The 25,401-nt window shown below is 66.4% G+C and carries 24 protein-coding genes; 12 read left to right on the top strand and 12 right to left on the bottom strand.

From position 1 onward, the window contains the following. Positions 1-162: 162 nt before the first annotated feature. Positions 163-1,293, top strand: a complete 1,131-nt coding sequence (locus DVU99_RS15520; protein WP_157971461.1) for a glycoside hydrolase family 18 protein — start codon at positions 163-165, stop codon at positions 1,291-1,293. Between the two features lie 130 nt (positions 1,294-1,423). Here DVU99_RS15520 and DVU99_RS15515 read toward each other — a convergent pair whose 3' ends face one another. The 4 genes from DVU99_RS15515 to DVU99_RS15500 form a co-directional block, all read right to left on the bottom strand. Continuing rightward, on the bottom strand, positions 1,424-2,656 hold the full coding sequence (locus tag DVU99_RS15515; RefSeq protein WP_114241140.1) for a TraB/GumN family protein: 1,233 nt from the start codon (positions 2,654-2,656) through the stop codon (positions 1,424-1,426). 88 nt (positions 2,657-2,744) lie between these two features. Next, complete coding sequence (locus DVU99_RS15510; RefSeq protein ID WP_114241139.1) at positions 2,745-3,635, bottom strand: carbon-nitrogen hydrolase; 891 nt, start codon at positions 3,633-3,635, stop codon at positions 2,745-2,747. A 136-nt stretch (positions 3,636-3,771) separates the two neighbouring features. Then, a complete protein-coding gene (locus DVU99_RS15505; RefSeq protein ID WP_114241138.1) occupies positions 3,772-4,806 on the bottom strand; it encodes an agmatine/peptidylarginine deiminase in 1,035 nt (344 codons plus the stop codon). Positions 4,807-4,960: 154 nt separating this feature from the next. After that, complete coding sequence (locus DVU99_RS15500) at positions 4,961-5,299, bottom strand: hypothetical protein (RefSeq protein ID WP_114241182.1); 339 nt, start codon at positions 5,297-5,299, stop codon at positions 4,961-4,963. A gap of 193 nt (positions 5,300-5,492) precedes the next feature. Between DVU99_RS15500 and DVU99_RS15495 the strand changes: the two genes are divergently transcribed. From DVU99_RS15495 to recJ, 3 genes are read left to right on the top strand one after another with little or no spacing between them, the layout of a single operon-like run. Beyond that, the gene (locus tag DVU99_RS15495) at positions 5,493-7,415 is read left to right on the top strand and encodes an ABC-F family ATP-binding cassette domain-containing protein (protein WP_114241137.1); all 1,923 of its coding nucleotides are present in this window, start codon (positions 5,493-5,495) and stop codon (positions 7,413-7,415) included. Positions 7,416-7,423: 8 nt separating this feature from the next. Then, on the top strand, positions 7,424-8,344 hold the full coding sequence (locus DVU99_RS15490; protein WP_114241136.1) for a phosphoglycerate mutase: 921 nt from the start codon (positions 7,424-7,426) through the stop codon (positions 8,342-8,344). Further along, positions 8,341-10,056, top strand: a complete 1,716-nt coding sequence (gene recJ / locus DVU99_RS15485; RefSeq protein ID WP_114241181.1) for a single-stranded-DNA-specific exonuclease RecJ — start codon at positions 8,341-8,343, stop codon at positions 10,054-10,056. The genes DVU99_RS15490 and recJ overlap by 4 nt, the downstream gene beginning before the upstream one ends. 9 nt (positions 10,057-10,065) lie before the next feature. Here the strand turns inward: recJ and DVU99_RS15480 are convergent, their stop codons facing one another. Further along, positions 10,066-11,232: a hypothetical protein gene (locus DVU99_RS15480; RefSeq protein WP_114241135.1), complete on the bottom strand. Its 1,167-nt coding sequence runs from the start codon at positions 11,230-11,232 to the stop codon at positions 10,066-10,068. Positions 11,233-11,264: 32 nt separating this feature from the next. Further along, entirely contained in the window at positions 11,265-12,113 is an 849-nt protein-coding gene (locus tag DVU99_RS15475; RefSeq protein WP_114241134.1) for a hypothetical protein, read from the bottom strand. A 241-nt stretch (positions 12,114-12,354) separates the two neighbouring features. On the opposite strand from DVU99_RS15475, the gene DVU99_RS15470 reads away from it, so the two are divergent. The 3 genes from DVU99_RS15470 to DVU99_RS15460 all read left to right on the top strand — a co-directional run bounded on the left by DVU99_RS15470 (position 12,355) and on the right by DVU99_RS15460 (position 16,092). Then, entirely contained in the window at positions 12,355-13,773 is a 1,419-nt protein-coding gene (locus DVU99_RS15470) for a DUF3300 domain-containing protein (protein WP_232823629.1), read from the top strand. Positions 13,774-13,775: 2 nt separating this feature from the next. Continuing rightward, complete coding sequence (locus tag DVU99_RS15465; RefSeq protein WP_114241132.1) at positions 13,776-14,672, top strand: DUF2950 domain-containing protein; 897 nt, start codon at positions 13,776-13,778, stop codon at positions 14,670-14,672. Positions 14,673-14,907: 235 nt separating this feature from the next. Continuing rightward, on the top strand, positions 14,908-16,092 hold the full coding sequence (locus DVU99_RS15460) for a BamA/TamA family outer membrane protein (RefSeq protein WP_114241180.1): 1,185 nt from the start codon (positions 14,908-14,910) through the stop codon (positions 16,090-16,092). Positions 16,093-16,121: 29 nt separating this feature from the next. On the opposite strand, the gene DVU99_RS20295 is transcribed toward DVU99_RS15460, so the two are convergent. From DVU99_RS20295 to DVU99_RS15445, 3 genes are all read right to left on the bottom strand, one after another. Beyond that, entirely contained in the window at positions 16,122-16,580 is a 459-nt protein-coding gene (locus DVU99_RS20295) for a glycine zipper domain-containing protein (protein ID WP_114241131.1), read from the bottom strand. Positions 16,581-16,646: 66 nt separating this feature from the next. After that, positions 16,647-17,225 (bottom strand): hypothetical protein, encoded by a 579-nt coding sequence (locus DVU99_RS15450; RefSeq protein ID WP_114241130.1) that lies wholly within the window; start codon positions 17,223-17,225, stop codon positions 16,647-16,649. A 60-nt stretch (positions 17,226-17,285) separates the two neighbouring features. Then, complete coding sequence (locus DVU99_RS15445) at positions 17,286-17,927, bottom strand: response regulator transcription factor (protein WP_198670352.1); 642 nt, start codon at positions 17,925-17,927, stop codon at positions 17,286-17,288. A gap of 556 nt (positions 17,928-18,483) precedes the next feature. Here DVU99_RS15445 and DVU99_RS15440 point away from each other — a divergent pair. The 3 genes from DVU99_RS15440 (at position 18,484) to DVU99_RS15430 (ending at position 21,238) form a co-directional block, all read left to right on the top strand. Beyond that, on the top strand, positions 18,484-20,073 hold the full coding sequence (locus DVU99_RS15440) for an ATP-binding protein (protein WP_114241128.1): 1,590 nt from the start codon (positions 18,484-18,486) through the stop codon (positions 20,071-20,073). After that, entirely contained in the window at positions 20,028-20,672 is a 645-nt protein-coding gene (locus tag DVU99_RS15435) for a response regulator transcription factor (protein WP_114241127.1), read from the top strand. Before DVU99_RS15440 ends, DVU99_RS15435 begins: the two co-directional genes overlap by 46 nt. A 170-nt stretch (positions 20,673-20,842) precedes the next feature. Then, positions 20,843-21,238 carry a response regulator transcription factor gene (locus DVU99_RS15430; RefSeq protein ID WP_157971460.1) on the top strand — a complete coding sequence of 132 codons (396 nt, stop codon included), beginning with the start codon at positions 20,843-20,845 and terminating at the stop codon, positions 21,236-21,238. A gap of 4 nt (positions 21,239-21,242) precedes the next feature. Here the strand turns inward: DVU99_RS15430 and ligD are convergent, their stop codons facing one another. Together ligD and DVU99_RS15420 are read right to left on the bottom strand one after the other, a co-directional pair. After that, a complete protein-coding gene (ligD, locus tag DVU99_RS15425) occupies positions 21,243-22,133 on the bottom strand; it encodes a non-homologous end-joining DNA ligase (protein WP_232823628.1) in 891 nt (296 codons plus the stop codon). Between the two features lie 30 nt (positions 22,134-22,163). Further along, positions 22,164-22,391 carry a hypothetical protein gene (locus DVU99_RS15420; protein WP_114241125.1) on the bottom strand — a complete coding sequence of 76 codons (228 nt, stop codon included), beginning with the start codon at positions 22,389-22,391 and terminating at the stop codon, positions 22,164-22,166. A gap of 353 nt (positions 22,392-22,744) precedes the next feature. On the opposite strand from DVU99_RS15420, the gene DVU99_RS15415 reads away from it, so the two are divergent. Continuing rightward, positions 22,745-22,981 (top strand): hypothetical protein, encoded by a 237-nt coding sequence (locus tag DVU99_RS15415; protein ID WP_114241124.1) that lies wholly within the window; start codon positions 22,745-22,747, stop codon positions 22,979-22,981. 96 nt (positions 22,982-23,077) lie between these two features. After that, on the top strand, positions 23,078-24,754 hold the full coding sequence (locus DVU99_RS15410) for an amidohydrolase (protein ID WP_114241123.1): 1,677 nt from the start codon (positions 23,078-23,080) through the stop codon (positions 24,752-24,754). 35 nt (positions 24,755-24,789) lie between these two features. Here the strand turns inward: DVU99_RS15410 and DVU99_RS15405 are convergent, their stop codons facing one another. After that, the gene (locus tag DVU99_RS15405) at positions 24,790-25,374 is read right to left on the bottom strand and encodes an FMN-dependent NADH-azoreductase (RefSeq protein WP_114241122.1); all 585 of its coding nucleotides are present in this window, start codon (positions 25,372-25,374) and stop codon (positions 24,790-24,792) included. Between the last annotated feature and the right edge of the window lie 27 nt (positions 25,375-25,401).

The raw sequence follows: 25,401 nt of genomic DNA, 5'->3' as shown, positions 1-25,401 counted from the left end.
AGTATAGTCGTTGCTTTCACGGCTGGACAACATGTCGCAAGCCACTGATTTGTATCAGTGCGAGCTTGCTGGGCAGCTGTTTTGCGCGGCCGATCAATACCGATCATCGGTTCATCAGGGCTGGGGATGCACGGCATGGGCGCAGGCAATTCGAAGCGGAATATGCAATGGAAGGCCGCGCTTCGCGGATGGATGTTGGGTCTGGCGCTGGTGCTTTGCGCGCTGCCGGCATGGGCGGCGGGCCCCGCGGCAAATTACCGCATCGTCGGCTATGTGGCCGACGCATCGCCGATGCCTCATGTCAGTCCCGGCAAGCTTGACGTGATCAATTACGCCTTTGCCCGGGTCAAGCCCGATGGCGAGGTGTTCTTTTCCAGTCCGCGCGCCGGCGATTCGCTGGCGGCACTCGTCGCGCTGCGCAAGGCCAATCCTGAGCTCAAGATCATCGTGTCGATCGGTGGCTGGGGTGCCGACTATTTTTCGGACGTGGCCCTGACCGGGGCCACGCGCCAGCGCATGGCCGACAGCGTGGCCTCGCTGGTGGAGCAGCATGATGTCGACGGTGTCGACATCGATTGGGAGTATCCGACCCTGCCGGGTGCGGGCATCAGTCATCGACCGGAAGACAAGCGCAACTTCAGCCTGATGCTTGAAGCCTTGCGCGCCCGGCTGGACAAGCTGGGTGCGGCCCATGGCAGTCGCCACTACTACCTCAGCATTGCCGCCGCCGATGGCGAGTTCGTCGCGGGCATCGAACTGTTGCGTGCCTCGCGTTCGCTCGACTGGATCAACCTGATGACCTACGACTTCCACAACAGCCTTACCGCGACCACCGGGCATCATGCCGGCCTGCACTTGTCGGCGCTGGCACCGGCGGACGATCGTGCGGGCGACAAGGCGGTGGATCAGTTCCTCGCGGCGGGTGTGCCGGCGAAGAAGCTCAATCTCGGCGTGGCGTTCTACGGGCGCGCGTTCACCGGCGTCGATGCGGCGCACGACGGCCTGCAGCAGAAATACGCCAAGTACGCCGGCGATCCGTCATGGCACGAACTGGTGGCCAGCTACATCGACAAGAACGGTTATGTGCGCCATTGGGACGAAAAGGCGCAGGCACCCTATCTGTGGAATGCCGCCACGCGCACCTTCGTCAGCTACGAGGACCCGCAATCGTTGCGCGCGAAGGCGGCCTTCATCAAGGCCCGGGGATTGGGTGGCGTGATGTACTGGGAGCACGGCCTCGACAGCAATGAGCAGTTGCTGGATGTGCTCGACCAGTCGCTGCGTGCGCGGTGATGGTGGCCGCCGCCGTGCGTTCCTGATCGCCGCGAGGACATTCGAGCCCCGCTCGTGCAGGAATAAGGCCGCGTTGCTTTGCGCATCACCCAGGCGACCGGTTCACCTCACCGCGATGCGGCTCCGGCGATCAGAACAGGCTCTTGAAGATATGGATGCCGGCGGTGTATTCGCCAATGATGGTGCCAAAGCTCACCAGGAAGAAGTTGAGCAAGGTGCGCGCCACGCGGTTCTTCCACCAGCCGCGCCAATGGCCGATGTCGTCGCGCAGGGTCTCGAAGTCGGCGACGCGCGGCCGGCGTACCCAGGCCTCCACCATCGCACTGATGCCGCCTGACGGAATGCCGGGGCGGAACGGCTTGATCGGGCCGGCGATGAAGGCCGCCAGGATGCTCAGCGGGTGGGCACCCGCGATGACCGCGCCGAGCGCCGACAGGCCGCCGGTGTACAGCACCCAGTCGCGCACGGCGGCCGCGCCCAGTGACGTGTCGCGATGGAAGGCAAAGCCGATCGCCACGAACACCGCCAGCACCAGGCCAATCGCCAGCCACTTCGGCCAGCGCGCCTTCGGCGGCATCGCGGCGAGCACGGCGGTTTCGGCGGAAGGATCACCCTGCTGCGTGCGCAGTTGTTCGCACAAGCCCTTCAGGTGGCCCGCGCCGATCACCACCAGCACGCGACGACCTTCACTGTAACCGGCCTGCGCAGCCTGTTCGCGCAGGCGTGCCGCCATGTAGCTGTCGCGCTCGGCGATCAAGGCACGGTAAAGCGGGGCCGAGTTGGTGGCGAACTCGCTGAAGGCGCTCTCCAGCATGTCGCCCTGCTTGAGCTTTTCGATCTCGGATTCTTCGATCTCCTGGCGCTCGAACACGCTGGCGATCAGGCCGCCGAGCAGGCCGAAACGCTGCCAGAAGCCCACGCTGTGCCAGGCGCGACGCAGCGTGGTGCCGACTTCGCGGTCCACCAGCCACAGCGGCAGGCCGCGCTGTTCGGCGCCGTCCATGCCGGCCTTCATCTCGGCGCCGGGCTGGATGCCGTACTGCTCGGCCAGGCGCTTCTGGAAGGAGGACAGCACCAGGCTGGCCGCCACCATGCCGGCCTTGCCCTGGCGGATCACCTGGAACAGGTCCATCTGCTTGAAGGCGTCCGGATCGCGCATGCCCTGCGCGCGGCTGTCGCACAGCTCCACCGCGACGGCGTCGAAAGGCTCCAGTTCCAGCAGGGCCTGCACGGCGTCGACGCTGGCGCGCGAAACGTGGGCCGTGCCCAGCACCACGTATTCCACCCCGTCCCGCGTGACGCGCTCGATCGGCTGGTCGTGCAAGGCGGAGGGCAGGGGCGTGGCGATGTCGGAAAGGCTCATGCGTGGCGTCGGTCGGGCGGGGTAAATCACAGCATGGGTACGGCCGGGGCGGGGCACAAGCCGTGGCCCCGGCGATGGCGATCGCGGTTCAGTCGCGGAAGCGCTTGAGCAGATCCTGGTAGGCGTCGATGCGGCGATCGCGCAGGAACGGCCAGATGCGGCGCACGTGCTCGCTGCGGGCCATGTCGACATCGACCACCAGCAGCTCGCGCCCGTCGGTGCCGGCCTGGGCCAGGAACTCGCCCTGGGGGCCGGCGACGAAGCTGGTGCCCCAGAACTGGATGCCGTTGCCCACGCCGGCGGCGTCGGCCTCGTAGCCGGTGCGGTTGCACGAGAGCAGCGGCAGGCCGTTGGCGACGGCATGGCCGCGCTGCACGGTCACCCAGGCTTCGCGCTGGCGGTCCTTCTCGGCCTGCTCGTCCTTCGGGTCCCAGCCGATGGCGGTGGGATACAGCAGCAGGTCCGCGCCGGCCAGCGCCATCAGGCGGGCGGCTTCGGGGTACCACTGGTCCCAGCACACCAGCACGCCGAGGCGGCCGACCGCGGTGTCGATCGGCTCGAAGCCCAGGTCGCCCGGCGTGAAGTAGAACTTCTCGTAGAAGGCCGGGTCGTCCGGGATGTGCATCTTGCGGTACTTGCCCGCGATGACGGCCGAACGATCGAACACCACGGCGGTGTTGTGGTACAGGCCGGTGGCGCGCTTCTCGAACAGCGAGGCGACCACGACCAGCTTGAGCTCTTCGGCCAGCTTGCCGATGCGTGCCGTGCTGTGGCCAGGAATGGTTTCGGCCAGGTCGAACTCATCGACCGATTCGCGCTGGCAGAAGTACGGACCGTTGTGCAGCTCCTGCAGCAGCACGAGCTCGACGCCCTGGGCGGCGGCCTCGCGCAGACCGGCCTCGATGGCGTCGAGGTTGGCATCACGGCTGCCGCGATCGGTTTCCTGCAGCAGGGCAACTTTGAGGGTCTTGCGGGTCATCGTGGGGCTCTCGATCGGGGATGGCCGGCCAGGCAGGCGGACAATTCTAACGGATACGACGCCGCGGCCCCTGAAGAGGCCGTCGGGCGATTCAGCGCCTTATATGGTGGGTCGGGTCGCCGGATTCCAGCCGTGCTCAGACGATGCCGGCCGGCAGCTGCATGGTGATGCAGTGCAGGCTGCCGTTCTGCCAGATCAGCGGGCGACACGGCACCTGCACGACTTCGCGGCCCGGATGGGCCTCGCCGATGATGCGGGCCGCCTCGTCGTCGACCTTGTCGCCATAGGCCGGCACCAGCACGGCGCCGTTGACGATCAGGTAATTGGCGTAGGAAGCGGCCAGGCGGCGACCCTCGTCGAGGATCGGCCGGGCCCAGGGCAGCGGGTACAGCTGGTAGGGGCGGCCGTCGGGCGTGCGCAGCGCGGCGAGCTCTTCGCCCATGCGGCGCAGTTCGTCGAAATGCGGGTCGCTGCTGTCGTCGCAGGCCTGGTAGACGATGCGGTCGCCAGGTGCGAAGCGCGCCAGCGTGTCGATATGGGCGTCGGTGTCGTCGCCCTCGAGGTAGCCGTAGTCCAGCCACAGCACGCGGCGTGCATGCAGGCTGTCGCTCAGGATGGCGCTCATTTCCTCGCGCGACTGCTGGGGATGGCGCTGGACCAGGCAGCGCCAGGTGGTCAGCACGGTGCCGACGCCATCGCTCTCGATGCCGCCGCCTTCCAGCGCCCAGTCGATGCGCTTGTGCGCGGCCTTGCCGAACACGCCTTCGGCCACCAGGCCGCCAATCAGCGCGTCGTCCTGCTCGGCGCCGAACTTGCCGCCCCAGCCGGTGAAGCGAAAATCGGTCAGCTGGAAATGGCCGTCGTCGGTCTTGAGGGTGATCGGGCCGGAGTCGCGCAGCCAGGTGTCGTCATAGGGCAGCTCCACGAAGCGCACCTGGGACAGGTCCACGCCCTCGCCGGTGAGCAGGCCCTGCACGCGCAACTGCAGCGCGTGGCTGGCGACCACGATGATCAGCGGCTGGAAGCGGGTTACCGCCGCGGCCAGTGCCACGTAGGTGGTTTCCACCTCGGCCAGGCGCTCGGCCCAGTCGGTGTCGGCGTGCGGCCAGGCGATCAAGACGGCCGATTGCGGCTCCCATTCGGCCGGTAGGCGCAGGCTGTGGTCAGTCATCGTGGGCAAATCTCAGGCAGGCGGGGACAGCGCTCACCGGCCGCAGGGGCAGGGGCGCGCGGGCTGCGAAGTGTAGTCGAAGCGGCGCAAGGGCGCCGGAAACGGCGACGCGGCCCGCGTCGCCACGGGCCGCGTCGGTCGAAGGCGGCGTGGATCAGTTGGCCGACGACGGATTGGTGTTGTTGCCCGCTGGCGTATTCAGCACGCTGTGGATGACGTGGCTGTTCTCGAAGTACACGATGAAATTGGAGTACTCCCAGCGATTGATCACCGGGTGCTTGCTGTTGTCGCCGCCGCGCGGCGTCAGCTTGCGCTGCGGGGCGCCATACTTCTGCTCGACCTGGCTCATGCTCATGCCGCGGCTGGGCAGGTCCATGCCCTTTTCCTGCTGCACGCGATTGATGAGCACGTCTTCGGCGCGTGCTGGTGCGGGCGCGCAGGCGCCGGCTGCCAGCAGCACGATCATGGACAGGCTGATGCCGAACTTGCTGATACCGTACGTATTCACGGGTCCCCTCTCCGCGCAAGGCGTTGCCGCGCCGTTGTAGCAGAACTGGGTGGGCTATTCCAACGTGAACCTGCGCCGATTGCGATGGGGTGGGCATTAGCGGGGGCGATCCGGTCGCGATGGCCGCTATCATGGGCGGCTGCGGGCGGCAGGACGCCCGGTCCGGATAGGCTTGCCCATGATCTCGTTTCGCCACTTCGCCCTACGCCGCGGCAGCCGTCTGCTGCTCTCCGACATCGACCTGGTGATCCAGACCGGCTGGCGCCTTGGCGTGGTCGGCCGCAATGGCTGCGGCAAGTCCAGCCTGTTCGCGGCCCTGCAGGGCCAGGTGGAGCCCGATGCGGGCGACCTGGACCTGCCGGCCAAGCTGCGCATGGCCTCGGTAGCCCAGGAGACGCCGGCGCTGCCGGATCCCGCCATCGAATACGTGATGGGCGGCGACGAGGAACTGGCCGCGGCGCTGCGCGACGAGCTGGATGCGCAGGCGCGCGGCGATACCGAGGCCATGGCGCGGGCGCACCACCGCATCGAGGAGCTGCATGGCTACGATGCGCGGGCGCGTGCCGGCCGCCTTTTGCATGGGCTTGGTTTTGCGGCCGAGACGCACGAGACGCCAGTCAAGGAGTTCTCCGGTGGCTGGCGTGTTCGCCTGAACCTGGCGCGCGCGCTGATGGCGCCGTCCGAGCTGCTGCTGCTCGACGAGCCGACCAACCATCTCGACCTGGATGCCGTGCTGTGGCTGGAGGAATGGCTGCGCCGCTACCAGGGCACGTTGCTGGTGATTTCGCATGACCGCGAATTCCTCGACGGCGTGATCACCCACACGCTGCACCTCAACGATGGCGGCGCCAAGCTCTACACCGGCAACTACAGCGCATTCGAGCGCCTGCGCGCCGAGCAGCTGCGCCAGCAGCAGATCGCGCATGAGCGCGAGCAGGCCGAACGCGCACACCTGCAGTCCTTCGTCGATCGGTTCAAGGCCAAGGCCAGCAAGGCCAAGCAGGCCCAGTCGCGCGTGAAGCGCCTGGAGAAGCTGGCGGGCACCGAGGCCGTGCGCATGGAGCGCCCGTTCCGCTTCCAGTTCGCCGTGCCGGATCGCCTGCCTGATTCCATGCTGCAGCTGGAAGAAGTGGTGGCGGGGTATCCGGGGCAGGGTGACGAGCCGGAGGCCGTGATCCTGCGCGACGTGCGTTTCCGCCTCGAAGCCGGCGAGCGCATCGGCCTGCTCGGCCCCAACGGCGCGGGCAAGTCCACCTTGGTCAAGACCCTGGTGGGCGAGCTGGCGCCGCTCGGTGGCGAGCGCAAGGCGCACAAGGACCTCAAGATCGGCTACTTCGCCCAACACACGGTGGAGAGCCTGCGCGAGGGCGCATCGCCCTTCGAGCACCTGCAGGACAAGGCGCCGGGTGTCGGCGCCCAGGTGCTGCGCGACTTCCTGGGTGGCTGGAATTTCGCCGGCGACCGCGCGTTCGAATCGGTGGACGGCTTTTCGGGTGGCGAGCGTGCGCGCCTGGCGCTGGCGCTGATCGCCTGGGACAAGCCCAACCTGCTGCTGCTGGACGAACCGACCAACCACCTGGACCTGGACATGCGCGAGGCGCTGGCCGATGCGCTGGCCGAGTTCGATGGCGCCCTGGTGCTGGTCTCGCATGACCGCCACCTGCTTGGCCTGGTCTGCGACAGCTTCTGGCGCGTGGCTGATGGCAGCGCCGAGCCCTTCGATGGCGACCTTGACGACTACGCGCGCTGGCTGCGCAGTCGCGGTGCCGCCACGCGCAAGGGGAAGAAGGAAAAGGAGAAGGAAAAGGAAGAGGCCGAGGTCAAGCCGGTGGTGGAGTCGCCCGAAGAGCGCCGCCGGCGCAACGCGGCCCAGCGGGAAAACGAGAAGGCTGCACGCCAGCGCGTGAAGAAGATCGAGACGCGCGTGGCCAGCATCGAAGGCGAACTCGCCACACTGGAGGCCACGCTGGCCGATCCGGAAACCTACAACGGGCCCACCGCCGAGATGATGCGGCTGGGCCAGCGCCAGACCGAGCTTCGCCGCGAAAAGGAGACGCTGGAAGGCGAGTGGCTGGAACTCTACGAACAGCTCGAGGCATGATGCCGGCAATGAGCACGCCGTCCGTCCAGGCGCTGGAGTTGTGGCTGCCCGACCTGCAGCGCTTTGACTCGGCGCATCCCTTGCGCGCCCTGCTGCGCAAGGCTGACGCCGTGGCGCCCGCCGCGCGCGGCTACCTGGGCGGCCTCACGGCACGCTTCGAGCTGCCGGGCGAATTACCGGCCGGGGCACTCACGCGTGAACTGATCGCCGGCGACGCCGGCGACGATGTGTGGCTGTCCGCCGATCCGGCCTGGGTGCAGCCCGACCTCAACGGGGCGCGACTGCTGGCCTGCGGCCAGTTGCAGTTGGGCATGCCGCAGGCGCTGGCGCTGGCCGAACCCCTGCGCCCGGTGTTTGCGGACGAGGGGATGATCCTGGAGGTGTCGTCGCCCGATCACTGGCACGTGCGCCTGGCGCCGGGCACGCAAATACCGGTGTTCGCCGCTCCCGAGCAGGCTCTGGGCGAAGACCTTTACGAACACCTGCCGCAAGGCGCCGAAGGGCGCCGCTGGCGGGTGCTGCTCAACGAACTGCAGGTATTGCTGCATCAGCATCCGGTCAATGCGCAACGCCGGGCCAACGGCATGCCGCCGGTCAACAGCCTGTGGCTGTGGGGCGGCGGTGCATTGCCCGCCACGGTGAAGACCGCGTTGCACGGCGTGATCGGTGACGACCTGCTACTGGGCGCGCTGGCGCGACGCGCGGGTATGGCCGCTACGCCGCGATCGACCGCCGCCTTCGCCGCCGCCGGCGCCGGCTGGCTGGTCGATCTGCAGGACCTGCCGGTGGACGACATCGCGGTTGCCTGGTGGCCGGCCATCCTCGCAGCGGCGCAGCGACAACCGTTGTTGCTGAGCTTTGCCAGCGGCGAGCGCTGGCTGCATCGACCGTGGCATCGCTGGCGCTTCTGGCGCGGGAGTGCGTCGTGAAGACGTTGCGCCTGCGTCGCCGTCCGCTGCAGGGCACGCCCTCGGGCTGGGGGCTCTCCGTGCACCCCGTGATTCAGCAGGTCTATGCCGCGCGTGGTGTGCTGTCGCCGGAGCAGGCGGAGTACCGGCTGGCGCGCATGCTCTCGCCAGGGCGGCTCGGTGGCGTGGCCGAGGCCGTGGCGCTGCTGATCGAGGCGATCCGCGGCGACTGGTCCATCGTGGTGGCAGGCGACTACGACTGCGATGGTGCCACCGGTACGGCCGTGGCCGTGCGTGGCTTGCGCCTGCTCGGCGCGAAGCACGTCGACTATGCGGTGCCCAATCGCTTCATCCACGGCTATGGCCTGAGCGCGGCGCTGGTGGAGTCGTTGCAGCCGCGTCCGCAACTGATCGTCACGGTGGACAACGGCGTGGCCAGCATCGCCGGCGTGGACACCGCGCGTGCGCTGGGCATGCGGGTGATCGTTACCGACCACCATCTGCCGGGCGAGCAGTTGCCGGCGGCTGACGCCATGGTCAATCCGAACCTGGCCAACGACGATTTTCCAAGCAAGGCGCTGGCCGGCGTCGGCGTGATGTTCTACCTGTTGCTGGCCCTGCGCGCCGCGCTGCGCGAGCAGGGCGCCTTCGCCGAGGGCGGCGAACCGGACTTGTCGGTACTGCTGGATCTGGTGGCGGTGGGTACGGTGGCCGACCTGGTGCCGCTGGACTTCAACAATCGCGTGCTGGTGGAAGCGGGTTTGCGGCGCCTGCGCAGCGGGCAGGGCTGTGCCGGCCTGCACGCGCTGGTGGAAGCGAGCCAGCGCAGCCTGCATGCCTTGTGTGCCAGCGACCTGGGCTACGCGATCGGTCCGCGCCTGAACGCGGCGGGTCGTCTGGAGGACATGCGCATCGGCGTGGAGTGCCTGCTTACCGACGATCCTGCACAGGCGCGCCGTTATGCCGAGTTGCTGAGTTCGATCAACAAGGAGCGCCGCGAGCTGCAGGACACCATGGTGGCCGAGGCCGAAGTGATGGTGGCGCGTGCCGCCGACATCGATGCCGTCGGCGTGGCGCTCTATGAACCCAGCTGGCATGCGGGCGTGGTGGGTCTGGTGGCCTCCAAGCTCAAGGAGCGCCTGCATCGGCCGGTGATCGCCTTTGCGCCTGCCAGCGAGGATCAGCCCGACGAGCTGCGCGGTTCGGCGCGTTCCATCGCCGGCTTTCATATCCGTGACGCGCTGGCCATGATCGATGCGCGTCATCCCGGCCTGATTGTCCGCTTCGGTGGGCATGCCATGGCCGCAGGGCTCAGCCTGCGCAGCGCCGACTACGCGCGCTTTGCCGAGGCCTTCGATGCCCTCGCGCGCGAATGGCTGGACGAGGACCAGCTGCAGGCGGTGCAGCACACCGACGGCGAGCTGCCGATCGGTGCCGTGTCGCTGGATCTGGCGCGTCAGCTGCGCGCGGCGGGGCCGTGGGGACAGGCGTTCCCCGAGCCGGTATTCGACAACCTGTTCGAATGCGCCAGCTGGCAGGTGATGGGTGAGCGGCATCTGCGCCTGAAGTTGCGCGATCCGCGCGACGGCGCCGTGCATGATGCGGTGATGTTCAACGCCTACGACGGACAGCCGCCGCCGGTGCATCTGCGCGCGGTCTATGAGCTGGTGATCAACGACTGGCAGGGCCGCGAGAGCGCGCGCCTGCTCCTGCGTCACATCGAGCCGGCGTAACGCGCCGGCCTAGATCACCAGCTTCAGCAGCTGGGACAGCAGGGTCTTGGCCGGGATCACGGTCAGCCAGATGGGGCCGAAGGGCACCAGGGTGGCGATGGCGAGCGCGATGGCCGAGCGCGGGTCGAACAGCACCGGGCGCATCGAATAGACGTTGGCCACCACGCTGTACAAATCGGTGGTGGAGGAGAAATCGGGTTCCGCCAGCGAGCCGGTATCCACCTTGCTCTGCGGGTCCAGCCATTTGTCCTCGAACTGGTGGCCCAGGCGGCTGGCCAGTCCGCCGTATTCGAACACGCCACGACGCCAGGCCATGAGCAGCGGGCGTGCGAATACCAGCGGCGGGCAGATGAAAATGGCGACCACCACGATCGCGGTGCCGATCGGAACGCCGGCGTGCTCGGTGGGGTTGATGCCCAGATGTAGCACTTCGTTGGCGAAGGTGCCGGCGGTAATCACGCCGATCGCAAACGCCAGTGGCGCGAACAGCCGTGGCGAGAACGACACGAACTGCAGGCCCGCCGCCTTGTCCGGGTGTGATGCGATCAGGTGCAGGTTCATGCGCGAGACACAGTGCAGGAAGCGCGCCCACACGCCGACGCGCCAGATCCAGGCGAGCAGCAGGCCCATCAGCAGCGGCACGCTCACCAGCAGGTGCCACCAGCCGGCCAGCGACAGATGCAAGGGGCCGTTGGAGCGATGCCAGACTGGCAACGCATCCGGACGGATGGTGACGGCGATGACCGCCATGGCGGCGTAGACGATGATGGTCATCGTGGCCGATGGCCACACGCCCAGGCTGAGCCGGCGGGTGGAGGCTACCGCTTCCTCGAAGCGCGCGCTGTCGCCGGGGTCGATGATCTTGGACGTGACGAAGTGCCGGCCGGTGGCATCGAGCATGGGCAGGATGATGTACTCGGACAGGATCAGGATCGGCACCGCCAGCGCAAAGCGGGCGTAGGCCGCCACATCGACGAAGAAATTGAGCGCGGTGTCGTCGCGGGTCACCAGCCAGCGAAGCAGGCAGAGCACCGCCGGAGGGACCCAGGCGATGCCTACGGCGAGGATGACGCGGCGTATCGCCTGCGCGCGATGCTCGGGCTTGATCAGGCGCAGGCGCCTCAGCACGCGTACGTGCTTGGGTTCCTCGAAGATGCTGGTGTCGGTTTCGCTCACCGGGACGGCTCCCGCGGTTTGGGGCGACGCGCTCAGAAATGCCAGGTGACGCTGAAGGACGGGCCGCTCAGTTCCACCTTCCGGAGGAACTCGTCGCTGCCGCTGGCCTTGTATTCGACGTCGCGGTAGTTGAGCGCGATGTCGCCCCAGCTGAAGCCATAGGCAAGGCCCGCCATCACCTGGTAGGTGCTGTCCGAGCCACCACCGCCCACGTCCAGGTAATAGGGGAAGAACCAGTGCTTGTCGGGAAACGGCGACCAGCGTCCATGGATGCCCACGATGCCATCGGTGACATGGGTTTGGCCGCGCAGGTTGCCGCTGTCGGCAATGTTCACCCGGCCGCCATTGCCGGTGAAGGTGAAGTTCCAGTCGAGGCTGCTCTTGATCCACAGGTAGCGCACGCCCACCAGGATGTCGATGTAGCCCTGCTGGCCATGGGCCGCAGTGTAAAGGCCGGCAAAATTCACCATGCCGCCCCGCATGTCCCAGGAGTTGTCCAGGTTGGCGCTGGCGCCGAAGCGTTGGCCGCCGATGTTGGTGAAGTGGCCTTTCTCGTTGCTGAAATCGACCCAGTCGATGTCGCCGTACATGCCCCAGTCGCCCTTGCGCAGGGTGCCGTCGAGCATGAACGCGCCGCTGAGGTTCGACAGCAGGCTGTTGCTCGATTTCTGTTCCACGCTTGGGCCATTGTTGGGCAGCTGGAATCGGGTGTTGGCCGAAACGCCCGGCAGCCATCCATACGGCTGGATGCTGCCGTGCCAATCGCCATCCCAGTAGTTGGGGTTTCCATCATCGGCGCGGGCGACGGTCAGCGTCGCTGAGAGGGTGCAGCCGAGCAGGGCGGCCTGGATCGTGGAAAGGGGGTGTGCGACATGACGCATGATGTGCACCCTTGCTTGGCGGTTGGCAGGTGTGGCTATGGTGGAGCGCACACGCGCGGCATCCCAGCGAACTACTACGTAGGCAGGCCTTGGTAAATTTACGGTTGCGGGCGTGCGTTCTTTCGCCTGACTCGTCGCTAGGTAGTTTTACCTAGGCGCGCTACCGCATAAATGCAGTAGTCGGCGCAGCCGCAAAAGCGTCAAGCTCAGCGAGGCGCATACGCTGCATGGGAGCGGCACCATGAATACGACGAGGCGTTCGTGGTTTTGGCAGATGTGCCTGTGTTGCCTGGCATGGGTGGCGCTCCTGCTCGCAGCACCCGTGGGCGCCCAGGGAGCACCGGGCCCGCAGGCCGTCCAGGGTGGCCAGAAGGTCTTCAACGACCAGCAGCTCGACCAGATGCTCGCGCCGGTGGCGCTGTATCCGGATGCGCTGCTTTCCCAGATCCTGATGGCGTCGACTTATCCGGGCAATGTGGCGGACGCGGCGGCGTGGTCGGCTGCGCACCCGCAGGCCAAGGGTGACGACGCGGTCAAGCAGGTCGGCAATGAGCCCTGGGATCCCAGCGTGCAATCGCTGGTCGCCTTTCCCCAGGTGCTGGCCCAGATGAAGGCGCATCCGGACTGGGTGCAGAACATGGGCGATGCCTTCCTGGCGCAGCCCGACGACGTGATGGCCTCGGTCCAGCGGCTGCGCGCGCAGGCGCAGAAGGCCGGAAACCTCAAGTCGACCGATCAGCAGAAGGTGGTCGTGGAGCAGGCGCCCGCCAGCTCGGCGAACCCGACCATCATCCAGATCGAGCCCACCAACCCTGACGTGGTCTATGTGCCGGCCTACAACCCGACGGTGGTCTATGGCACCTGGGCCTACCCGGCCTATCCACCCACCTACTGGCCACCTCCGCCGGGCTACGCCTATCCGGTGGCGACGGCGCTGGCCACGGGCCTGGCCTTTGGTGCGGGCATCGCCATCGCCAATTCGCTGTGGGGCGGTTTCGACTGGGGCCATAACGACGTGCACATCAACGTCAACCGCTACAACAACATCAACGTCAATAATCGCATCAGCGGCAATGGCAACGTCGCCTGGAACCACAATCCGGCCTACCGGCGCGGCACGCCATATCGCGACAACGCGAGCCGGCAGCGTTTCGGGCAGGGCGTCGGCGGCGCAGGACAGCGCCAGGGCTTTCGCGGCAACGATGCGGCGGCCAATGCCAGCCGCGAACGCGCGCTGCAGAGCTTCGATCGATCGACCAACAACGGGTCGTCGATGGCGGCGCGTCGTGGCGCAGGTGAGAGCGGTGCGGCCTTGAACCGGCCCGGCGGCGGTGCCGGCGCGAACCGCCCTGGTGGTGGCGAAGGCATCGGTGGCAACGGCCGCGGCAACCTTGGTGGCGGCGGTGAAACTGGCAACCGGGGCGGCGAGAATCGCGGCAACCTTGGCGGCGGCGGACGGGAAAGCGCCGGTCCCCGCAACAATGCCTTCAACGGCATGCAGTCACCGGGCTCGGCGCACTCGCAGTTCGACCGTGGACAGGCCAGCCAGCGTTCGATGTCGAACTTCCATGGCGGTGGCGGCGGCGCTGGCAGGCAGGTGTCCCGTCCCGTACCCAATCGTGGAGGTGGTGGTGGATTCCGTCGGCGAGAAGGAGCCTGATCATGAATCGCATCCCTAAGGCTTGTCGCCTGATCGCGAGCGTGGCGCTCTGGATGGGCTGCCTCATCGCTACCGCCGCCATCGCGCAGGAGGCGAGTTATCCCAGTGCCGATGCCGCGGCGAGCGCATTCGTGCAGGCCGTGCGCGCTCACGACCAGGCTGCGCTGGCCAAGGTGCTTGGCGCCAACTGGAAAGACTACATTCCCACCGAGGGCATCCAGCAGGATGACGTGGAGCTGTTCCTCAAACGCTATGACGATGGGCATCGCATCGATACGACGGGCAACACCGCGCACCTGGATGTAGGCAGCGAGAACTGGGTGCTGCCGCTGCCGATGGTGCAGGGGAAGTCCGGGTGGCGCTTCGACCTCAAGGCGGCCCAGCAAGAAATCCGTACGCGTCGCATCGGCTCCAACGAGCTGGCGGTGCAGCAGGCGCTGCTGGCGTATTACGACGCCCAGCGCGAGTACGCCAGCGAAGACCGCGATGGCGACAAGGTGCTGCAGTACGCCCAGCATTTCGTCAGCAGTCCGGGCAAGCACGACGGCCTCTACTGGCCGGTGAGCGGCGATGAGCCGCCGAGCCCTGCAGGACCGAAGTTCGCCGACGTGAAGCCTGGGCAGGGTTACTACGGCTACCACTACCGCATACTCACGGCACAGGGTGCATCGGCGCCGGGGGGCGCCTACAGCTATATGGATCACGGTCGCATGACCAGCGGCTTTGCGCTGGTGGCGTGGCCAGCCGAATACGGCGATACGGGCGTGATGAGCTTCATGATCAGCCATGACGGGCAGATCTTCGAAAAGGATCTCGGCAAGAACGGTGCCGCCGTGGCCCAGTCGATGAAGAGCTTCGACCCCGACAGCAGCTGGCAGGAAGTGGAGCCGGCCAACTGAGGCGTGAGCCGTGCGTTGCGCAGCTTGTGAGCCGCTACGCATCGTGCTGTCCCTTGCGCGGCTTAGGTAGTTCTACCAGCCGGATCTGCGAGTATTTGCGCTATGTAGCCTGCGGCCGATGATGCAAGCTGCTCGCGTACCCGTGCCGATAGCCGCGGGCTGTGCACGCGTGGAGGTCTGCAGCGGGATGTCAAGCGCACGCGCGGCAACATGGACTTTGCTTGCCTTGCTGGCGATGCTCCCAGTGCAGGCGCAGGAAACGCCGCCGGCCAGCGCTTCGACGACGGCTGGCACGCCTCAGGTGGCAGCCAATCCGCTGTCGCCCGATACGCCGACGGCGCCGGCAAAGAGTTCGTGGTGGGACAATTTTCGCGACAGCCAGGACCACGACATCGACATGTCCCGCTGGCTGCTGCAGCACAAGGGCGCCCTGCTGGTACCGATCATCATCACCGAACCCGCGGTGGGCAACGGTGGTGGCGTCGCCGCCGTGTTCTTTCATCCGCCCAAGCAATCGGAGGAGTCGAAGGAGAAGGGCGATCACCTGCCGCCCGACATCTACGGCGTGGCCGCGTTCAAGACCGAAAATGGTACCTATGCCTACGGCCTGGGTGGTTCCTTCCACTTCAAGGACGATACCTGGCGTTATGTCGGCCTGCTCGGCAAGGCGTCCTTCAACCTGGATTTCTACACACAGGGGCTGCTGCTGGAGCCGGCCAAGATCGGCTACAACCTCGACGGCGTGTTCTCCTACCAGCAAGTGTCCAAACGACTGGGCGATACGGATCTGTTCGCCTCCGCGCGCTGGATCTACATGGACATCGACAGTCGTCTCAACCTGCCGGATGACTACCAGTTCTTCGAGCCAAGGGACTTCGCCAAGAAAGCCTCGGGCCTGGGGCTCGGACTCAGCTACGACTCGCGCGACAACACGCTGACGCCATCCAGGGGCTGGCTGTGGCGGATCGAGGGCACGTCCTACGCGCCGGCCTTCGGCAGCGACAATACGTTCCAGACCTATCGCAGCCATGTCTATGGCTACTTCCAGTTCTGGCAGAGCTGGGTACTTGGCCTGCGCGCCGACTATCGCGCCGCGCGTGGCGACGTGCCGTTCTACCAATTGCCCTCGATCGACCTGCGTGGCATCGCCTATGGTCGCTACCAGGACCAGAACGTCGGCATGCTGGAGGCAGAGCTGCGCTGGAACATCACGCCGCGCTGGGCCGTGCTGGGTTTTGGCGGTGCCGGTCGCGCCTGGGGCCGCGCGCTGGATTTCAACGAGGCCGATACCCATTGGGCCGAGGGCGTCGGCTTCCGTTACTTGATAGCGCGCGCCCTCGGCCTGTACGTGGGTGTCGACTGGGCGTGGAGCGAGGGTGATCACGCCTACTACATCCAGGTGGGCAGCGCCTGGCGTTGACGCGCCGGTCGACACCCGTGCTGGCAGGCCTAGCCGACGGTATAGCCCTTGCCCTTCATGCAGGCGCCGTAAGCCTGTCCGTATGCGGCGGCGTTCTGGTTCTGGGTGGCGGCGGCTGCCTCGTTCTGTTCGCGCCGCTGCTGGCGTGCCCGCACGCCGCCGGCGACCACGCCCGCCGTTGCGCCAACCGCTGCGCCGTGCCCGGCGTCGCCGTTGGCGATGCCACCCACTGCGGCGCCGGCGGCGGCGCCACGTACTGCGCCGCCAACGCGCTGTCCTCCGCCCGCGGCAGCACCGGTCTGGGCGGGAGGCGCCGCCTGCGTGGTTGCGTTGTTCTGCGCCCAGGACTGGCATGATGTCTTGTCTGCCTGCTGCTGTTCGGTGCTCTGTCCTTGCGCGGGATAGGCGGCGGGCCATTGCTGGGCTCCGGCCGAGGTGGCGGCAAAGCTGCCGGCCATGGCGAGCGTGCGGAGGATCGATGCTTTCATGATGTCACTCCACGAGTGAATGGATGTTGGGAGGGCGCCCAGGCGGCTCGGCGTGGTCGGTGTGGTTCAGCGGATCACGCCATCGCTCTTGAGCTTGGGAATGAGGGTGGCAGCCAGGTCCTGCACGGCCTTGGGGATGTTGCTGGTGCCGATGCCCGTGGTCGTCACGGTCCATACCACCCGCTGGGTGCGCGCATCCCACACGGTGGTTTCCAGGGTCACTTCATCGTACTGGGTGACGTCGGGCGTGCTCGCCCATGCACCGCCGTACCAGCCGTAGAAACCGCCCCAGCCAGGACCGCTGGGCGTGACGCTGGTCTTCTGCTCGATGCGCTGCACGCGCGTGGCGAGGATCACCTGCGCGCCGCTGGATTTGACGACGTCGCCGAGCTTGGCCGAGGTATCGCCCGCGGGAATCTGCGTATAACTCTGTTCCGCGCTGACGCCTGCGGCCTGGAGCTGCTGGACGAACGTGTCCTCGAAAATGCGCCGGGTGGTGTCGCTCTTGGTGATGCCCACCACCAGCACATTGGATGCCGGAGGGCCTGACCAGCTTGGATCCTTCCACTGATTGCTGATGCTGACGGTGGAGCAGGCAGTGAGTGCAAGCGCCAGGCACAGCAGGACATGTCGCAGCGGTTTCATGACGTCGGATCTCCTGGTTGTCATCGCAAACGGGCCCATCAAGCGTGGATCGCAGAGGCGTCAGGACGCGGCTTCGTCCTTTGCCGCGGGTGCGGCGTCGTAAGGGGCCAGCGGAATCAGGCCGAGCCGTTCGGCTTCGCGGATCAGGGCAACGCCGCTGTGCACCCCCAGCAGGTCGAGCAAGGATTGCCGGTGGCTTTCGACCGTGCGGACCGAGATACCCAGGTCCGCGGCTATCTCATGGGTGCGCCGTCCCCGGGCCATCAGGTCGATCACGTCGCGCTGGCGACGGGTGAGTCGATGCAGCGTGTCCGGCGTCTGCAGCACGGTGGCCATCAGGCCGGGGCTGATGAACTGGTTGCCGGCGGCCACTTCGCCGATGGCGATGAACAACTCGCTGCTCGGCGATTGCTTGAGTACGTAGCCATTGGCGCCGGCCTGCATGGCCTCGCGCACGATCAGTGGCTCGTTGTGGGTGGAAAGCACCACCACGGGAACGGTGCTGCCCTCGTGCCGTAGTCGCCGCAGCGCCTGCAGTGCACTGAAGGGGGGCATGGCAATGTCGGTAATCACCAGGTCGGCTTCATCGGCCAGTACGGCGCCGATCAGCGCTTCGCCATCGTGGACGATCCGCACCGAGCCCGTGCGCTTGGCGATCAGGCCGGCCAGCCCTTCGGCGACGCAGCGGTGTTCGTCGGCCAATAGCACCCTGAGCCTGTGCGTGCTCCTTCGTTTGGTCCGCGGGCTCGCCATGCGTCAGTCCTGGGCAAACGCAGGCATCCACCCGGGCGTGTGGTCGCCTGCGATGGATGTGTCCGGCGAAGTCGCGATGAGGGAGTGGCGGGCTGGAAGGGGGCGATCTCGCAAGGTCGTCATGTCCTGTAGGTCCTGGCCCCGACAGCAAGTCGGCATGCCATCAGCTTGGCCTCTCGCGCGCCGCCAGGTAAGCGAACTTTCACTCAAAACCGCTCAGTAAAATTACCGATCCGGCGTGTGGTGGCCGGGATAAAGGGGGTGTTTGCCACCAGGTTGACGAGGGTTGGCCAGCGACTGCGCCCGGCTCGTCGCGTGGTTTCTTCGTGACGGTCGTCATCGCTGCTAGTCGGTAGAACTACGCAAGTCGTCACGAGGGCATGACGGCCATCGTGGGGAAATGCGTGGCGGACTGGGACCGTCGCTACAGGGCGAATCGGGCCGGATCGGCAACTCACCCGCGCTGCGGACAAGCGGGTTGGTGCATGGAGCAAAAAGGGGATTGATGAACGGATGGGCGCTAGGCGGTGGCTTGCCCTTGCTGGTGCGCGGCACCGGTATGCTCGTCGCCGCGGGCGTCGCGCAATGGCTGTCGCTGATGCTGTGGAATCGCCATGGTGATGCCCAGATGTTGTGGCTCGCGGGACCGCTGCTGCTGGGTGTATTGCTGAGCGACCAGCAGTGCTATTGGTTCGCCCACGATGTGGGCTGGCTGCTGGCGATGGTCGCGGTGCCTCTGATCCAGGGGCTGCCAGTGATCGGCATCGCGGCTGCGTGTGCGACCGCCCTGGTACTCATCAACGGCGTCGCATGGTTGTTCCGCGTGTCGTTTCAGCAGGATCGTTCCCTGGACGATTTCTCCCGCCTGCTGGGCTACCTGGTCCTGGCGGTACTGTTGCTGCCGTTGGTGGCCTCGCTGTTGGTGTCATGGCTGGGGCAGGTATTGTCGATGCCGGTCTGGTTGTCTCGCAGTTGGTGGCACGTCGCCCTGGCCGATGCGCTGGGTTACGTGCTGGTACCGCCCGCCATCGTCAGCCTGGCAAATCCGGGTTCGTCGTTGCGGAGGGATGCGCTGCCGAACTGGAGCGTGTTGCTGGTGATAGTCGTCGCACTGGCGCTCTTGTGGCTGGGGTGGCGCGAGCTGGGCGAGTACGGCACGCTGCGGCCGCTGCTGTTGCTTGCGCCGGTGCCATTGGCGATCTTCGTGGCCTTGCGTGCGCAGATTCCGGGTACCTGCATGGTGAGCCTGGTGATGGGTGGCATCGCCATCGAACTGAGCCTTTCCCGCCAGGGTCCCTTCGTGCAGGACGATGCGGCCTTGACCACGGTGAGCGTGCAGCTGTGGCTGCTTGGCATCGCCATCGCTTCGCTGTTCCTCGCAGCCTTGGTAGAGCAGCGTCGCTCGACCCAGCGGGCATTGTCGGTCAGCAGCTCGGAGATACGCGAGCTGGCCGGCCGCCTGATCGTGGCGCAGGAGCAGGAGCGGGCGCGTATCGCACGTGACCTGCATGACGACATCAACCAGCGCCTGGCGGTGGCGTCGATACGTCTCAGTGCGCTGCGTCGCAAGGTTGATGAGCGCAGTCGTCCCGACGTGAGCCAGCTGCAAAACGACTTGATTTCGCTGTCGGAAGACGTGCGACATATTTCACATGATCTTCATCCCAGCATGCTTACCCAGACTGGGCTGACGGCTGCACTCGCGGGACTGTGCCAGACGCATCGTCAGCGCAGCGGTCCACTCATCGACCTGACGGTGTCGCCGCAGGCCAAGGATCTTTCGGAGGACGTGTCGCTCTGCTTGTATCGCGTAGCCCAGGAGGCGCTGGCGAATGCGGTCAGGCATTCGAGTGCGCAGCATATCCGGGTCGCGCTGCGGATCGGCGAGGATCGCGTGGACCTCACCGTATCCGATGACGGCAAGGGGTTCGAGCTGGACGCGGAGGGTGGCAGGGGGTTGGGACTGATGAGCATCGATGAGCGCGCAAAGTTGCTCGGTGGTAGTTATCGCCTTTGTTCGACTCTGGGGAAAGGGACTGAACTATGCATATGCATTCCGTTAGGGCCAGCGTCGCCGCTGCAAGGCCAGGCCTGATCATCGCTGACGACCACCGCATGGTGGCCGAGGGCGTGCAGCACATCCTGGAAGAGGATTTCGACCTGCTTGAGATCGCCTCCGACGGCGAGGCACTGATCGAGGCGGTGCAGCGGCTGAAGCCAGACCTCGTGGTCGCCGATATCAACATGCCGCGCTGCAGTGGCATGGATGCGCTGAAAAGCCTGCGGCAGGCTGGCGTGTTCACTCGCTTCGTGTTCCTGACCATGCACATGGAGCCCGCGTTGGCGGTGGCAGCGCTGCGCGCGGGCGCGAGTGGATACATCCTCAAGAATTCAGCCGGCGAGGATCTTCGCAATGCCGCGCGACAGGTGATGACCGGCGGCACCTATGTGACACCGGCGCTTGGGGCGCGTTACATCAGCGGGCAGCTTACGGACACCCGCAACCTGACATCCAAGCAGTTGCAGGTGCTGCGGCTGGTCGGGGAGGGCCTGCGCTCCAAACAGATCGCGCTGCAGCTCGGCTTGTCGGTGCGCACGGTCGAGGCACACAAGTACACCATGATGCAGGTCCTTGGGGTGCACTCGACCCTGGAGCTGGTGAGGCGCGCCGAAGACCTGGGGCTGCTGTTCTGAGCATAAAGGCCGTAGGTCAGCGCGGTGCGCACGGGGCGGGGGGCACGGGAGGGTAATTTTACTTAGGGGAACATCGGTTCTCTTTCGGTGGCGCAGGTGTTTGCGTTGGGACATGCTGCGGGTTACCCGCCCCACGTTTCATGGAGACCGGCGTGACGCGAGCCACCCTAGTGCTGGCCGAGGATCATCCTCCTGTTGCCGAGCAGGTTCGTGAGCTGCTGGGCGAGGAGTTCGATGTGCTGGCCGTGGTCGCCCACGGCGAAGCCCTGGTCAAGGCGGTGCGGCGCTTGCGCCCCGATGTGGTGGTGACCGACATCAGCATGCCGGGGATGGATGGCATGCAGGCAGCGCGGGAACTGGTCGGTGAGCAACCCGGCTTGCCGTTGGTCTTCATCACCGTGCATGACGATCCGTTGCTGGCGCGCGCCGCGTTGACGATCGGTCGTGGCTATGTGCTCAAGGCATCTGCCGGCGAGGAGCTGGTTGATGCAGTCAAGGCCGTGCTTGACCATCAGTATTTTGTGTCGCCGGTGCTGGGGCGCGTGGAGACGCTGGTCGGCTCCTGAGGGGTCACTCCATCGTCGCCTCGCGCCCTTGCCGTGGTGGTGATTGCATCAGGCGGTCGAAATCCTCCCATGGATGTCCGCGCAGGCGTTTCAGTCGTCGCGGGGCCGTATCGATGTCGAAAGTCGCGGGCCCTGCGCATTTGCCGAGTTCTTCCCATCGCAAGGGCATGGCCACCGTGGCGCCGGCACGGGCACGCAGCGAGAATGAGGCGATGCTGGTGGCGCCACGGCTGTTGCGCAGGTAGTCAATGAAGATGCGGCGGACGCGTTCATGCTTGGCTGCCTTGGCCGTGAATCCGGAAGGGTCGGCGCTCGCCAGCCGCTTCGCAAAGGCCTGCGCGTACTGCCGCGCATCCGTCCACGCGCACTGCGAATGCAGCGGCACCACCACGTGCAGGCCCTTGCCGCCGGTGGTGCGGACAAAGCTGCGCATTCCATCGTCGGCAAGGCGTTCGCGCACGTGGCGTGCCGCCTCGATCACGTCGCGCCAGGACAGCCCGTCTCCAGGGTCGAGGTCGAAGACCAGGTAATCGGCCTCCTCGAGCGAAGTCGCCCGCGCAGCCCACGGATGGAATTCGATGACGCCGAATTGCACCAGCTCGATGATCGACGTGGGCGTGGCCGGGCAGAGATAGTCGTCGACCTCGCCGTTTTCCTCGCGCAGACGGACATGGCCCGTGTGCTTGAGCCCTTGCATGGGGTGCTTCTGGAAGAAGCCCTTGCTGCCGATGCCTTCGGGAGATCGCAGCACCGAGGTAGGGCGGCCGCTGATGCCGGGCAACAGCCAGTCCATGATGCCGGCGTAATAGCGCGCGATCCGCTCCTTGGTGATGTGCGTGTCTGGATAGATCACGCGCTCGGGGTGGCTTATGGCAATGCCCAGGATTTCGTCCATGCGAAGGCTCCGTGGTGGCTTTGTGTTGCCTCAGGGGTGCCGGGCGGCGAGCAAGGCGTGGAATCGCTCCCGCATGATCGAAGGAGAGATGCCGCGCATCTCCATCATCCGGCGTTCGGCTTCGCGTATCTGCATTTCGCCCGCGGCATGCCTGCGGAGCTGGCCGCGCAAAAGCTCGTTTTCCTGCTCCAGCAATCGATACAGGTCCAGCAGCTCGTCGAATGCGCGGAGCAACCCACTCTGCGGTTCTTCCGTCATTTGTGACATCGCTCATGGCTCCATCTTGGATGTACCGAAACTGCGAGCCAGGCAATTAACCGCGGGTGACATGGCCATGGACGCTTGCTGCGCGGGTTCAGGCTGGGACGTGCCTGTGATTCATGCTCGGCAAGCATCGGTGTATCAGGTGTGAAACATCTGTTCGCCATGCCGCGGATGAGCGAACATGCAAGACCACTGTAGTTTCATTCCTACAATCTGCAGTGTGGATGGCCGATAGGGCTTCCAGGGAAATGAGTGCACTCTTGTTCGGTCCAGCACGGACAGCGTGAGTGGATGTTCCTCACACGATCAAGTGGTGGCGGGGCTCTCTCTTTCGACAGGGTTGGAACATGGTCACCTATTCGCTCAAGCAGTCCGCCGATGGCCGGTGGAGTGTGTGTCGTTCGGGCTTCACCTTGTTCAGTGGTCTTCACCTCGAACCGGCGATCCGGCTGGCCCGCGAGGTGGCGCGTGACGAGCACCTTCGGTCCAGGCGCGCGGTCAGCGTGGAAATGCCCGGGACCGACTCGTCGATCCGCCTGGCGCATTTCGTGCGGACGGCCGATTTGCTGGAAAAGGCAGCCTGAGCACCGGGGCCGGCCGGAACCGGCTGCCGACTCGCTGCTTGTTTCCGAGTGCCGGGGTGGGCAAAGTCGTGCGGTACCCACGGACCGGAGTTCCACATGCGACCCGCCCTGCGTCGTGCCTTGCTCGCGCTGTTCATTGCCGTCGCCTCGCCCGCGCAGGCCGCCAGCCTGCTCATCGACGCACACGTCCACACCATGGACCCGCAGCGGCCCGAGGCCACCGCGCTGGCGTGGGGTGACGATGGCCGCCTGCTCGCCGTGGGAAGCACGGATGAACTGATCCGACGCTATCCCGAGGCCTCCAGGGTCGACGCCCGCGGCGCGACGGTGATTCCTGGCTTGATCGACGCGCACGGCCACATGCTGGGCCTGGGCATGACGCACATCCAGGTGGCGTTGGCGGGTGCGCACAGCAAGGCGGAGATCCTCGAGCGCCTGAAGGCAGGTGCGGCACGCCTGCCCGAGGGGGCGTGGCTGGTCGGCCAGGGCTGGGACCAGAATCTTTGGGCCGACAAGCAATTTCCCGCCGCGGCCGACCTGGATGCGGCGTTTCCCGATCGCCCGGTCTACCTCGAACGCATCGATGGCCACGCGATCTGGGTGAACTCTGCGGCCATGAAGTTGGCGAGCCGACCGCTGGATGGCGACTGGCAGCCCGAGGGCGGTCGCATCGTGCGCCAGGGCAGCAAGGCCAGTGGCGTGCTGGTGGATGGTGCGATGGGCCTGGTGGCGAGCGCCATGCCGCCACTGACCCACGAGCAGACGCGGGAGGCCTACAAGGCCGCCTTCGCCGACGCGGTGGCGGCCGGCCTTACCGGCGTGCACGATCCCGGGGTCAGCCTCGACGACTTCAAGGTGTTGCAGGAGATGGCTGCGAAGGGCGAGATCCCGTTGCGCCTGTTCGAGATGGCCGATGGCGATCACGCGGCGCTGGAGTGGTTGTGCGGGCAGGGCGGGCATTGGGTGGACGGTGGCGGCCGCCTGCAGATGCGCACGGTAAAGCTGTATATGGATGGCGCGCTCGGTAGCCGCGGCGCAGCCCTGTTGGCCGATTACAGCGACGACCACGGCAATCGCGGCATCCTGGTCACCCAGCCTGATGCCTATCGGCACGCCGTGGAAAAGGCCTTCCGTTGCCATGTGCAGGTGGCTACCCACGCCATCGGCGATCGCGGCAATCGCATGGTGCTGGACACCTACCAGGCTGTGTTGGGCGATGCGGCTTCAGGCGATCATCGCTGGCGCGTCGAGCACGCGCAGATCGTCGCGCTGGACGATATCCCCCGCTTCGCGCAGCTGCATCTGGTCGCCTCGATGCAGCCGACCCATGCGACTTCGGACATGCCCTGGGCCGAGCAGCGGTTGGGTGCCGAGCGCCTGAAGGGCGCCTATGCGTGGCAGCGCTTCATCCACGAAAAGGTGCCGCTCGCCTTCGGTTCGGATTTTCCGGTGGAACACGTCAACCCGATGCTGGGCCTGTACGCTGCGGTCACGCGGCAGGATCTTGGCGGCCAACCGCCGGGTGGCTGGCTGCCCGACCAGCGGGTCAGTCGGCAGGAAGCCCTTGCAGGGTTTACCCGTGGCGCGGCCTATGCGGCATTCATGGAGCACGAGGTGGGCATGCTCAAGCCGGGCATGCGGGCCGACTTCGTGATCCTGGATGGTGATCCGATGACGGTGCCGCCGCGGCGTATCGCCGATCTCAAGCCGCTCAGTACCTGGGTGGATGGCAAGGCGGTCTACCGCGCCGAAAAAACAAACGCCGCGCCTTGAGGGCGCGGCGTCTGCCGGGGACGGTGGTGCCGGTATCAGGCGGCCTTGCTGCTCAGTACGCCAATCGCGGCGTGGGCCGACTTCAGCGATTCAGCCTTGTTGTCTTCGCTGATCGCCACGCCCTCGGCGCGCACGAATTCCAGGTCGGTGACGCCAAGGAAGCCGAACACGGCGCGCAGGTAGGTTTCCTGGAAATCCATCGGCGCTGCGGCGCTGCCTGCGCTGTACACGCCGCCGCGGGACGAGGCGATGATCACGCGCTTGCCGCCGGCCAGGCCCTCGGGGCCATTGGCAGTGTAGTGGAAGGTCTTGCCGGCCACCGCGATGCGGTCGATCCAGGCCTTCAGCTGGCTGGGGACCGAGAAGTTGTACATCGGGGCGCCGATCACCACCACGTCGGCGGTCAGGAACTCTTCCAGCATCTGGTTGCTCAGCGCAGTCGCCGGGTCGGCGGCATCGGCCACCGGGGTCCAGTGCGGGAGCGGGTGTGCCACGAGATCGTGGTAGATCACCTCGGCGGCCGGCTCGCTGCGCTTGATTTCGGCGACGATGGCGGCGGTCAGGCCGCGCGAGACGGAGTGGCCACCCAGGGCACTGGCGTCGATATGCAGCAGTTTCATGGTGTTTACCTCAGTCAGAAGCCGGCA

The organism is Dyella sp. C9 (assembly GCF_003332825.1).
In the GTDB taxonomy this organism is placed as follows: Bacteria; Pseudomonadota; Gammaproteobacteria; order Xanthomonadales; family Rhodanobacteraceae; genus Dyella.
The sequence above is the reverse complement of the archived record's forward strand: the minus strand, read 5'-3'. Positions and strand labels throughout refer to the sequence as shown.